The organism is Streptomyces sp. NPDC127106 (assembly GCF_042677605.1).
Taxonomy (GTDB): Bacteria; Actinomycetota; Actinomycetes; order Streptomycetales; family Streptomycetaceae; genus Streptomyces.
In genome coordinates, this window is sequence record NZ_JBHXTC010000074.1 from 23328 (window position 1) to 35232 (window position 11905).

8 protein-coding genes, 1 tRNA gene and 1 pseudogene are annotated in these 11905 nt (G+C 71.7%); 7 read left to right on the forward strand and 3 right to left on the reverse strand.

Annotation, left to right across the window (positions count from 1 at the left end; genetic code table 11):
• The first annotated feature begins 180 nt into the window (after positions 1 to 180).
• The 4 genes from eno (at position 181) to ACFVGY_RS34425 (ending at position 3697) form a co-directional block, all read left to right on the forward strand.
• Positions 181 to 1467, forward strand: a complete 1287-nt coding sequence (gene eno, locus ACFVGY_RS34410; protein ID WP_385685415.1) for a phosphopyruvate hydratase — start codon at positions 181 to 183, stop codon at positions 1465 to 1467.
• A gap of 142 nt (positions 1468 to 1609) precedes the next feature.
• On the forward strand, positions 1610 to 2098 hold the full coding sequence (locus tag ACFVGY_RS34415; protein WP_385685417.1) for a septum formation initiator family protein: 489 nt from the start codon (positions 1610 to 1612) through the stop codon (positions 2096 to 2098).
• Positions 2099 to 2186: 88 nt separating this feature from the next.
• Positions 2187 to 2759 (forward strand): DUF501 domain-containing protein, encoded by a 573-nt coding sequence (locus tag ACFVGY_RS34420; protein ID WP_385685420.1) that lies wholly within the window; start codon positions 2187 to 2189, stop codon positions 2757 to 2759.
• Positions 2756 to 3697 carry an exopolyphosphatase gene (locus ACFVGY_RS34425; protein WP_385685423.1) on the forward strand — a complete coding sequence of 314 codons (942 nt, stop codon included), beginning with the start codon at positions 2756 to 2758 and terminating at the stop codon, positions 3695 to 3697. The genes ACFVGY_RS34420 and ACFVGY_RS34425 overlap by 4 nt, the downstream gene beginning before the upstream one ends.
• Before the next feature lie 51 nt (positions 3698 to 3748).
• Here the strand turns inward: ACFVGY_RS34425 and ACFVGY_RS34430 are convergent.
• Positions 3749 to 3907: pseudogene (locus tag ACFVGY_RS34430) on the reverse strand (type II toxin-antitoxin system RelE/ParE family toxin); the annotation flags it as partial.
• Between the two features lie 409 nt (positions 3908 to 4316).
• Here ACFVGY_RS34430 and ACFVGY_RS34435 point away from each other — a divergent pair.
• Together ACFVGY_RS34435 and ACFVGY_RS34440 are read left to right on the forward strand one after the other, a co-directional pair.
• Positions 4317 to 5705, forward strand: a complete 1389-nt coding sequence (locus tag ACFVGY_RS34435) for an NAD(P)/FAD-dependent oxidoreductase (RefSeq protein ID WP_385685426.1) — start codon at positions 4317 to 4319, stop codon at positions 5703 to 5705.
• 215 nt (positions 5706 to 5920) lie between these two features.
• A complete protein-coding gene (locus ACFVGY_RS34440) occupies positions 5921 to 7396 on the forward strand; it encodes a class I SAM-dependent methyltransferase (protein WP_385685428.1) in 1476 nt (491 codons plus the stop codon).
• A gap of 152 nt (positions 7397 to 7548) precedes the next feature.
• Here the strand turns inward: ACFVGY_RS34440 and ACFVGY_RS34445 are convergent, their stop codons facing one another.
• Both ACFVGY_RS34445 and ACFVGY_RS34450 read right to left on the reverse strand, forming a co-directional pair.
• Positions 7549 to 10104: an ABC transporter permease gene (locus tag ACFVGY_RS34445; protein WP_385685431.1), complete on the reverse strand. Its 2556-nt coding sequence runs from the start codon at positions 10102 to 10104 to the stop codon at positions 7549 to 7551.
• 185 nt (positions 10105 to 10289) lie between these two features.
• Positions 10290 to 11057, reverse strand: coding sequence for an ABC transporter ATP-binding protein (locus tag ACFVGY_RS34450; RefSeq protein ID WP_385685435.1), 768 nt, complete (start codon positions 11055 to 11057; stop codon positions 10290 to 10292).
• 488 nt (positions 11058 to 11545) lie between these two features.
• Between ACFVGY_RS34450 and ACFVGY_RS34455 the strand changes: the two genes are divergently transcribed.
• Positions 11546 to 11627, forward strand: a tRNA-Leu gene (locus ACFVGY_RS34455).
• Positions 11628 to 11905 lie beyond the last annotated feature (278 nt).

Here is an 11905-nt window from a genome sequence, read left to right on the forward strand (position 1 = left end):
GGGGGGGGCGCCCGACACGGGTTTTCTAGAGCCCGCTTCGCGGTTATTCGCGCCATTTTAGCCCCCCCGCCCCGGGGGGGGGGCCCCCCCCCCCCCCCGGAGCCGGTTAGGCTCTAGGCGGCAAGGCCGGCCCACGGCCTGACCCGCCACCGCACACCCAGCGTCACATCCCAGAAGGAGATGCTCGTGCCGTCCATCGACGTCGTCGTAGCCCGGGAAATCCTGGACTCCCGAGGCAACCCCACGGTCGAGGTCGAGGTGGGCCTCGACGACGGCAGCACCGGCCGTGCTGCCGTTCCGTCCGGCGCCTCCACCGGTGCCTTCGAGGCCATTGAGCTCCGCGACGGCGACCCCAACCGCTACATGGGCAAGGGCGTGGAGAAGGCCGTCCTCGCGGTCATCGAGCAGATCGGCCCGGAGCTCGTCGGCTACGACGCCACCGAGCAGCGCCTGATCGACCAGGCCATGTTCGACCTGGACGCCACCGACAACAAGGGCTCGCTCGGCGCCAACGCCATCCTGGGCGTCTCCCTCGCCGTCGCGCACGCCGCGTCCGAGGCCTCCGACCTCCCGCTGTTCCGCTACCTCGGCGGCCCGAACGCGCACCTGCTGCCCGTTCCGATGATGAACATCCTCAACGGCGGTTCGCACGCCGACTCCAACGTGGACATCCAGGAGTTCATGATCGCGCCGATCGGCGCCGAGTCCTTCTCCGAGGCCCTGCGCTGGGGCACCGAGGTCTACCACACCCTCAAGAAGGTGCTGAAGGACAAGGGTCTGTCCACCGGCCTCGGTGACGAGGGCGGCTTCGCCCCGAACCTGGCCTCGAACCGCGACGCCCTGGACCTCATCCTCGAGGCCATCAAGCAGGCCGGCTACGCCCCCGGCAAGGACATCGCCCTCGCGCTCGACGTCGCCGCCTCCGAGTTCTTCAAGGACGGCAAGTACCTCTTCGAGGGCCAGGAGCGTTCCGCCGCCGAGATGACCGAGTACTACGAGGAGCTCGTCTCCGCGTACCCGCTCGTCTCCATCGAGGACCCGCTGTTCGAGGACGACTGGGCCGGCTGGAAGGTCATCACCGAGCGCCTCGGCACCAAGGTGCAGCTCGTCGGTGACGACCTCTTCGTCACCAACCCGGAGCGCCTCGCCCGCGGCATCGAGGAGGGCACCGCCAACGCCCTGCTCGTCAAGGTCAACCAGATCGGCTCCCTGACCGAGACCCTGGACGCCGTCGAGCTCGCCCAGCGCAACGGCTTCAAGTGCATGATGTCGCACCGCTCCGGCGAGACCGAGGACGTCACCATCGCCGACCTCGCCGTCGCCACCAACTGCGGCCAGATCAAGACCGGTGCTCCGGCCCGCTCCGAGCGCGTCGCCAAGTACAACCAGCTGCTGCGCATCGAGGAGATCCTCGACGACGCCGCGGTGTACGCGGGCCGCAGCGCGTTCCCCCGCTTCAAGGGCTGACGGGCCCCTGAGCCTCCGTACGTCCCCGCACTCGGTCCCGTACCGTGTGCGGGGACGTAGTGCGTAGGGCGTGGTGCGTAGGGCGCGTTGCGCAGTGGCCGAGGGCGCGCACCGGCGCGCGGACACCAGGGGAGGCGGACCAATGGCCGGGAACCGGGATCGGTTCTCCACCTTCTCGACCGCGACCAGGCTCAAGCAGCTCGGCGAGCGGACCGCCGCCCATGTCTACCGCTCCCAGAGTCGCCGTCAGGTCCGCCGCAGCCGACTGACCGGGCGGGCGGCCCTCCTGGTGCTGGTCCTCTGTACGCTGGTCGTCGCCCTGGCCTACCCGATGCGCCAGTACGTCTCGCAGCGTTCGGAGATCGCCGAGCAGCAACGGGCGGCCGCGGCGGCCGGCAAGCGGCTCGAACGGCTGCGTGACGAGAAGGCCCGCTGGCAGGACGACGCGTATGCGGAGCAGCAGGCCCGCAAACACCTGCACTTCGTGCGCCCGGGCGAGATCAGCTACATCATGAACGACCCCGGGGCCGAGGCGGCGGAGCAGCGGCGCACCGGACAGGCCGGGTCCGACCGCCCCTGGTACTCGAACGTCTGGGACGGCGTGGACAAGGCCGACCGCCCCGGCGACTGACGGCACCACCGGCCGCCAGCAGCACCAGTAGCACCAGCAGCACCACCCATCCCCGAGAACGACGAGAACGAAGAGACTTCCTCCAGGCATGCAGACGCCCCCGCCCCAGACCGACCGGACCGAGCCGACCGACGCGGACATCGAGGCGTTCGAGCAGCAGCTCGGACGCCCGCCGCGCGGGCTGCGCGCCATCGCCCACCGCTGCCCCTGCGGCCAGCCCGACGTGGTGGAGACCGCCCCCCGGCTGCCCGACGGCACCCCCTTCCCCACGCTGTACTACCTCACCTGCCCGCGCGCGGCCTCCGCGATCGGCACGCTGGAGGCCAACGGCGTGATGAAGGAGATGCAGGCCCGCCTCGCCGAGGACCCCGAGCTCGCCGCCGCCTACCAGGCCGCGCACGAGGACTACATCCGGCGCCGCGACGCCATCGAGGTGCTCCAGGGCTTCCCGAGCGCCGGCGGGATGCCGGACCGGGTGAAGTGCCTGCACGTGCTCGTCGGCCACTCGCTGGCCGCCGGCCCGGGCGTGAACCCGTTCGGCGACGAGGCCCTCGCCATGCTGCCGGAATGGTGGGCGAAGGGCCCGTGCGTCACCCCGTGCGGCGGCGCAGGGGCCGCGGCCGCGGACGCGGACGCGGAGCAGAAGGAGTCGGAGGCGTGACCCGGGTCGCCGGTATCGACTGCGGCACGAACTCCATCCGCCTGCTGGTGGCGGACTGTGACCCGGCCACCGGCGAGCTGGTCGAGCTGGACCGGCGGATGACGATCGTCCGCCTCGGTCAGGGCGTGGACAAGACCGGCCGGCTGGCCCCGGAGGCCCTGGAGCGCACGTTCGCGGCCTGCCGCGAGTACGCCCGGGTGATCAAGGAGCTCGGCGCCGAGCGGCTGCGCTTCGTGGCGACCTCGGCCTCCCGCGACGCCGAGAACCGCGAGGACTTCGTCCGCGGGGTCGTGGAGATCCTGGGCGTCGAGCCGGAGGTGATCTCCGGCGACGAGGAGGCGGAGTTCTCCTTCATCGGCGCCACCAAGGAGCTGATCGGCACGGACCGGCTGGACAAGCCGTTCCTGGTCGTGGACATCGGCGGCGGCTCGACCGAGTTCGTCGTCGGCGAGGAACACGTCCGGGCGGCCCGCTCCGTCGACGTGGGCTGCGTCCGGATGACCGAGCGCCACCTGGTGGTCGACGGCACGGTCACGGACCCGCCGACCGCGGAGCAGATCGCCGCCATACGGGCCGACATCGAGGCGGCCCTGGACCTGGCCGAGGAGACGGTCCCGCTGCGCGGGGCCCGCACCCTGGTCGGCCTGGCCGGCTCGGTGACCACGGTCGCCGGCATCGCCCTCGGCCTGCCGGAGTACATCTCCTCGGAGATCCACCACGCCCGCGTCCCGTACGCGACCGTCCGGGAGATCACCGAGCGGATGCTGACCACGACCCACGCCGAGCGGGCCGCCATCCCGGTCCTGCACCCGGGACGGGTCGACGTGATCGGTGCCGGCGCCCTCGTCCTCCTGGCGATCATGGAGCGCATCGGCGCGACGGAGGTCGTCGTCTCGGAACACGACATCCTGGACGGCATCGCCTGGTCCATCGCCTGACCGCGGCAGGAGCGCCCCCACCCGGGGGCGCTCATCGCTTTTCCGCAGAGTTCAGATGGTGCGGTAGACGTCGCGCCGGTCGCCGATTCTGACGACGAGGACGACGAGCTCGCCATCCAGTACCTGGTAGGCGATCCGGTCTCTACCAACCCGGAGTCGGTAGAGACCAGAGGGCCCGGTGAGCTTCTTGATGTCGGCATCCTCGCGGAAGAGGAATGTAAGGGGCTCAAGGGGCCTGGGGGGCCTTTATGGGGGTCTTAGGTCCCTCCCCCCGAGGAAAGTTCGTGAAGTTCTTCACAAGGAAAATGGCCCGGCTGGGTCAAGTGGAGGGCCGTTCGGGGGGTTTGCGGGTGCTGCAGGTCCCTTTTGTGCGTGCGTTCGTGCGAACCGGGGAACGCGCCGCGGATGGTCGGTACGTATCCACGAACCGGGTGGTCCACTCCGCTGACGTGCTCGGAGGCCAGTTCAGGGCGGGTGAACAACGAATCCCGTTACACCGTGGTTCCCGCTTCGCACCATGACCTGGGTCACGTGGGCGGCGCAGTGTAGCAGAGGCCCTGTCGGTTCTTGTGAAGGGGCTCACGAGCATCACCCCTTGGGGTGCTGGATACTCGTTTCCATGAGCACCACGGAGCGTCCCAGGATCCTCGTTGTAGGAGGTGGGTACGTAGGCCTGTACGCGGCCAAGCGCATCATGAAGAAGATGCGCTACGGCGAGGCGACCGTCACGGTCGTCGACCCCCGGTCCTACATGACCTACCAGCCCTTCCTCCCCGAAGTGGCCGCCGGCAGCATCTCGCCGCGGCACGTCGTCGTCCCGCTGCGACGCGTGCTGCCCAAGGCTGAGGTCCTCACCGGCCGGGTCACCACCATCGACCAGGACCGCAAGGTCGCCGTCGTCACGCCGCTCGTCGGCGAGGCGTACGAGCTGCCCTTCGACTACCTGGTGATCGCGCTCGGCGCCATCTCCCGCACCTTCCCGATCCCCGGCCTCGCCGAGCAGGGCATCGGCATGAAGGGCGTCGAGGAGGGCATCGGCCTGCGCAACCACGTCCTCGAGCAGCTCGACAAGGCCGAGTCCACGACGGACGAGAACGTCCGCCGCAAGGCCCTCACCTTCGTCTTCATCGGCGGCGGCTTCGCCGGCGCCGAGACGATCGGCGAGGTCGAGGACATGGCCCGCGACGCCGCCAAGTACTACTCCACGATCAAGCGCGAGGACATGCGCTTCATCCTGGTGGACGCGGCCGACAAGATCCTCCCCGAGGTCGGGCCCAAGCTCGGCACCTGGGGCAAGGAGCACCTCGAGTCCCGCGGCATCGAGATCTACCTCGGCACCTCGATGGACTCCTGCGTCGACGGCCACGTCGTGCTGAAGAACGGCCTCGAGGTCGACTCCAACACGATCGTGTGGACCGCGGGCGTCAAGCCCAACCCGGCGCTGGCCCGCTTCGGCCTGCCGCTCGGCCCGCGCGGCCACGTCGACACCGCCCCGACCCTCCAGGTCCAGGGCACCGACTACATCTGGGCCGCCGGCGACAACGCCCAGGTCCCGGACGTCGCCGCCCGCAAGGCCGGTGTCGAGAACGCCTGGTGCCCGCCGAACGCCCAGCACGCGCTGCGCCAGGCCAAGGTCCTCGGCGACAACGTGGTGGCCGGCATGCGCGGCTTCCCGCAGAAGGAATACGAGCACTCCAACAAGGGTGCGGTGGCCGGTCTCGGCGTCCACAAGGGCGTTGCGATGATCGTCATGGGCAAGATGAAGATCAAGCTCAAGGGCCGTCTCGCCTGGTACATGCACCGCGGCTACCACGGCATGGCCATGCCGACCTGGAACCGCAAGATCCGCGTCTTCGCGGACTGGACCCTCGGCATGTTCCTCAAGCGCGAGGTCGTCTCCCTCGGTGCTCTGGAGACCCCCCGCGAGGAGTTCTACGAGGCCGCCAAGCCCGCTCCGGCCCCGGCCGCCGCGGCTGCCGCGCCCGCCGAGAAGGCCAAGGCCTCCTGACGCGGTTCTGACCCGGTCCTGATCCGACCGGCCGTACGTCCCGGGACCTCCCGGACGTACCGCACGTCCCCGAAGGGGCCGCCCGCCATCCGTGGTGCGGGCGGCCCCTTCGGCGTTGCCGGCGTTACGGCCTCCGGGGGCCCTGGCGGCCGGCACCGCATGCCGCCGACGGAAATGGGTAAGCCGTTTCGTCGGATGGTTTGGAGGTGCCGCCGATGACCGACGCCGCGCCGCGGCTGGCCGTTGTGGCCGAGACCCTGCTGGGTGCCCCGCTGCCCGTCCGGATCCGGGCCTGGGACGGGAGCGAGGCCGGGCCGCCGTCCGGGCCCGTCCTGGTCCTGGCCCGCCGCCGAGCCCTGCGCCGGATCCTGTGGAGGCCCGGCGAACTGGGCCTGGCCCGCTCCTGGGTGGCGGGGGACATCACCGTCGACGGGGACCTGTACGAGCTGCTGGACAAGGTGGCCGGCCTGCTCTGGGAGCGGGGCTCGGCCGCACCGGCCGCACCGGCCGCACCGGCCGCACCGGCCGCCTCCGCCGGGCCGCCGGCGGCGGTGGTCCCGGTGGCGGGCGCGGTCCCCGGGATGCGGCCGCCGGCCCGCCGCAACAGCCTGGCCAAACTCACCGCCCTGCGCCCGATCCTGCCGAAGCTGCACCTGGGCGCCGCCCCCGACGGGCCCGCCGGCACCGCGGGGATGCTCCGCGACCCCGCGGCCCGGGCCGCCGTACGCGACCTGGTGGCCCTGGCCCGGCCCTGGACGGCGCCGGCGCCGCCGCCCGAGGAGGCCCTGCGCCGCGGCGGGAAGGCGCACAGCAAGGACCGCGACCGGCAGGCGGTCAGCCACCACTACGACGTGGGCAACGCGTTCTACGAGCGGGTCCTCGGCCCCTCCATGGTGTACTCCTGCGCCTACTGGAGCCCGGGCTCCACCCTCGAACAGGCCCAGCGGGACAAGCTCGACCTCGTCTGCCGCAAGCTGCGCCTGCGCCCCGGCGCCCGGCTCCTCGACGTCGGCTGCGGCTGGGGCTCCATGGCGCTGCACGCGGCCCGCGCGTACGACGCCCGCGTCACCGGCATCACGCTCTCCCGCGAGCAGGCCCTGTACGCCCGCAAGCGGGTCGCGGAGGAGGGGCTGGCGGACCGGGTCGAGATCAGGGTGCAGGACTACCGGGACGTCAAGGACGGCCCGTACGAGGCCATTTCGTCCATCGGCATGGCCGAGCACGTGGGTGCCGACCGCTACCGCGAGTACGCCGTCACCCTGTACGCCCTGCTCGCCCCCGGCGGCCGGCTGCTGAACCACCAGATCGCGCGCCGGCCCGAGCCGGACGAAGCCGCCTACCGCGTCGACGAGTTCATCGACGCCTACGTCTTCCCCGACGGGGAGCTCTCGCCGCTCGGCACGACCGTCGGCGAACTGGAGCGGGCCGGCTTCGAGGTCCGGGACGTGGAGGCCCTGCGCGAGCACTACGGGCTCACCCTGCGGGCCTGGGTGACCCGCCTTCAGGAGCACTGGGAGGAGGCCGCACGGCTGACCTCGCCCGGCCGGGCCCGGGTCTGGCTGCTGTACATGGCGGCCTGCGCGCTGGGCTTCGAGCGGGGCCGGCTGGGCGTCAACCAGGTGCTCGCCGTCCGCCCGGGGGAGGGCGGGGCGTCGGGGCTGCCGCTGCGGCTGCGCACCTGGACCGCGTAGGGCCCGTACGCCCCGTACGCCCGTACGCCCCGCACGCGGGCCCCGGTCGGCCGTGTGGCCCCGGGTACGCGGACGGGCCCCGGGGCGGGTGCCCCGGGGCCCGTTGCGGGTCCCGCGTGCGCGGCGCCGGCGGCCCGGGCCGCCGGCGGCCGCTACTCCGTCTTGATCGCCGTCAGCATGTTCAGCTTCGCCGCGCTGCGCGCCGGCCACATGGCGGCCAGGACGCCGACCACGGCGGCCAGCAGCAGGAAGACGCCGATCCGGTCGAACGGGATGACCAGCTCGTAGTTCGGGACCGAGGCCTTGAAGGTGCGGCCCAGTGCCCAGGCGAGGAAGGTGCCGAGGCCGACGCCGAGCACCGCGCCGAAGAGGGAGATGACCACGGCCTCCAGGCGGATCATGCTCTTGACCCGGCCCTGGTTGAGGCCCACGGCCCGCAGCATGCCGATCTCCTGGGTCCGCTCGAAGACCGACATGGCCAGGGTGTTGACGACGCCGAGGACCGAGATGACCAGCGCCATGCCCAGCAGGCCGTACATCAGGTTCAGCATCATGTTGATGATGCCGCCCATCTCGTTGCGGATGTCCTGCTTGTCCGCGATCTTGATGGCGGGGTTGTCGCCGAGGGCGTCGATGACCTTCTGCTCGTTGGCCTTGGACTCGCCGCCGGCCATCTTCACGAAGACCTGGCGGATCTGCGGCTTCTCGCCCTCCACGACGGGGACCTGCTTGACGTCCAGGACGTACGGGGAGACGAGCTCGCTCTCCTCGTAGATCGCGGCGACCTTCAGGGTCTTCTTGGCCCCGGCACCGTCGAAGGTGGCCTCGAAGGTGCTGCCGACCGTGAGCCCGGCCTTCTTGGCGGTCTTGTCGGCGACGGCGACCTGGCCCTGGGCCAGGCCGGCCACCGAGCCGCTGACCACCTTGAAGTTGACCAGCTTTTCGATGGCGGCCGGGTTGACGCCGGAGGCTGCGTGGAAGCGGTCGTCGGAGCCCTTGAAGTACGCGGACTGCTGGCCGGAGACGGCCGTGACGCCCTGCGTCTTCTCCAGCGCGGTCAGGACCGAGGGGTCCAGGTCGCCGCCGCTGGCCATGGTGAGCATGTAGTCGGCGCGGATCTGGTCCGTGGTGGAGCGGTCGACGGACTTGCCGATGGTCACGCCGAGCACGGTCAGGCCGGTGACCAGGGTCAGGCCGATGGTCAGCATGCCGGCGGTGACACCGGTGCGGCGCGGGTTGCGGACCGCGTTGCGGGCCGCCAGGTTGCCGGCGACGCCGAAGACCCGGCTCAGCAGCGGGCGGACGACGGCGATCAGCGGCCGCGACAGCATCGGGATCAGCACCGCGACGCCGATGAGGGTGAAGAAGGCGCCGCCGCCGATGATCCAGCGGCCGGTCTCGCCGCCCTTGGAGGAGCCCCACAGGATCAGCGCGAAGCCGATGCCGGTCAGGACGCCGCCGATGCTGTTGAGGACCACCAGGCCCTTGGCGCTCTGCGGCAGGTGGGCGCTGCCCATGGCCGCGACCGGCGGGATCTTGGAGGTGCGGCGGGCGGGCAGCCAGGCGGCGAGCACGGTGACCTTCACGCCGACGAGGATCGCGGTGATCACGGCGGTCGAGGAGACGACCAGCGGGCCGGCCGGGATCTTGGCGCCGAAGCTGTCCATGCCGGCGCGCAGGCCGACGGCCAGGCCCACGCCGAGGGCGAGGCCGAGGGCGGAGGCGAGGACGCCGACCAGCAGGGCCTCGCTCAGCACGGACCGGCGGACCTGGCTGCGGGTGGCGCCGACGGCGCGCAGCAGGGCCAGCTCCTTGGTGCGCTGGGCGACCAGCATGGTGAAGGTGTTGTAGATGAGGAAGATGCTGACGAAGAGGGCGATGAAGCCGAAGGCGAGCAGGCCCGTCTTCAGGCCGCTCATGCCCTTCTCGATGTCCTTGGCGTTGCGCTCGGCCAGGGCGGCGCCGGTCTCGGCCTTGGCGTCCTTGCCGACGATCGGGGTGACCTCGGAGAGCAGCTTGCCGGCGTCGGCGCCGGGCTTGGCCGCGACGGCGAGCTCGGAGTAGTAGCCGGGGGCCAGGTAGAGCTCCTGCGCGACCTTGTTCTCGAAGAGCACCAGCGAGCCGCCGGCGTTGACCGCGCCGTCCTCGGTGGTGAAGACGCCGGCCAGGGTGTACTCCTTGACCGGGCCGTTGGTGGCCACGCGGACCTTGTCGCCGACGGAGTAGCGGCCGGTCTTCGCGGAGGCGCTGTCCAGCGCGACCTCGTCGGCCTTGGCCGGGCCGTGGCCCTCGGTGAAGGCGTAGCGGGGGTCCTTGCCGTCCTTGACGGGGGCGAAGTTGGCGCCCTGGTTGGCCCAGCCGGTGCCGATCAGCTTGCCGCTCGGGTCGGCGACGCCGGCGAAGCCGGAGACCCGGCCGGAGACGGAGTCGACGCCGCCCAGCTTGGCGACCTTGTCGACGGTCTGCTGGCTGATGCCGGGCTCGCCCTCCTCCCTCGTGCCGTCCTCGGCGCGGCCGGGGCCGTAGTGGGTGACGGAGACGGCGACCCCGTCGTAGCTCTTGCGGGACTGGTTGGACATCGCCTTGCTGACGGTGTCGGTGAACACGAACGTGCCGGAGACGAAGGCGACGCCGAGCATGACGGCGAGCACCGTCATCAGCAGGCGGGCCTTGTGCGCGAGCACGTTGCGCAGGGCGGTACGGAACATGGGGAATCCAGAAGTCGTGGTGGTCCGCCGGGCGGGGCGGGCAGGAGACGCGGCCGGGCGGCCGGGGCGGCAGCGGCCGGGGCGGTCGGGCGCGCCGGGCGGCGCGGGGCGTGCGTGCGGCGCGGCGCGGGGCGTGCGCGTGCGGGCCGGGCGCGTGCGTGCGGGAGGCCGGGGTGGCCGGGGCGTCAGCTGGTGCGGCCCTTGGCGTCGAAGGCCTTCATGCGGTCGAGGACGCCGTCGGCGGTGGGGCTGATCATCTCGTCGACGATGGAGCCGTCGGCGAGGAAGATGACCCGGTCCGCGTAGGAGGCGGCGACGGGGTCGTGGGTGACCATGACGACGGTCTGGCCCAGCTCGCGCACGGAGTTGCGCAGGAAGCCGAGGACCTCTGCGCCGGAACGGGAGTCGAGGTTTCCGGTGGGCTCGTCGCCGAAGATGATCTCGGGGCGGGAGGCCAGGGCGCGGGCGACCGCGACGCGCTGCTGCTGGCCGCCGGAGAGCTGGGTGGGGCGGTGGCCGAGGCGGCCGGAGAGGCCGACCATGTCGATGACGGTGTCGAGCCACTGCTGGTCGGGCTTGCGGCCGGCGATGTCCATCGGGAGGGTGATGTTCTCCAGCGCGGTCAGGGTCGGCAGCAGGTTGAACGCCTGGAAGATGAAGCCGATCTTGTCCCGGCGCAGCTGCGTCAGCTGCTTGTCCTTGAGGCTGCCGAGCTCGGTGTCGCCGATGCGGACGGAGCCGGAGGAGAAGGTGTCGAGTCCGGCGACGCAGTGCATCAGGGTCGACTTGCCGGAGCCGGAGGGGCCCATGATCGCGGTGAACTGGCCCTGGCCGAAGTCCACGGACACCTGGTTGAGGGCGACCACCTGGGTTTCTCCCTGGCCGTAGACCTTGGAGAGGCCGGTGGCCCGGGCCGCCACGGCGTGGGCGGTGTGCGGGACGGCGTAGTTCATGGCGGTCACGGCAAGAGACTCCTCGGGCGGCGGACCGGACGGCGGTCCGCGTGGGACGGCGGGACCCTTCCATCGTCACCGCGCGAACCAGTCGGGGGATCAGCCGCGGTGCCCGTTCGACGGCCCACTGGAGTCTGATCGCGGGGCGGCCCACCTCCTCCTTGGGTATGACGGTGCCCCCGACCCGGGGAGGGGCGCCGGGCCGCTGGCCGCCCGCCGCCGCGTCGTGTTCCGGGCCGGATCGGGGGCCCGGGGAGGTGGGGTGGCCCGGGGTGGCGCAAAGGCCCGGGCGGGCCATCGAAATCCCGTCATTCCCGCATTGGAGGTGATCGCCCCCGGTAACGGGCCGACCCCGTCTTCTCGGGCCTGACGCCCACTCAAGCGCCAATAAAATCAGACAACATCGGCTGAAGAGCCCGTTCCCGACCAGGGCGTTCCCGATAGGCTCGGCACAGCGTCCAGTTCTTCGCGCGGACCCGCAGCATCCTGCCCGGATGGTGGAATGCAGACACGGCGAGCTTAAACCTCGCTGGCCTTGAGGTCGTGCCGGTTCAAGTCCGGCTCCGGGCACTACGTACGACGGCCGATCTGCCGGTGGACACCGGGAGTTCGGCCTTTTCCATGCCCCGGACGCCGGCGGGCGCGCGCCCGCGCGGGGCGCGCACCCCGCCGCCCGGTTGCGCGCCCCCTCCGCCCCGTCGAACGGCCTTGACCGGATGATGCCGGCGCAAGCCCCGTCCTTCAGGGCGGGGCAAGCCGGAACGGCCCGCAGAGCGAAGCTACAGCGGGCGGCGCTGCTGCTCGATGTACTGCCGCACCACCGCGAGTGGTGTGCCTCCGCACGAGGC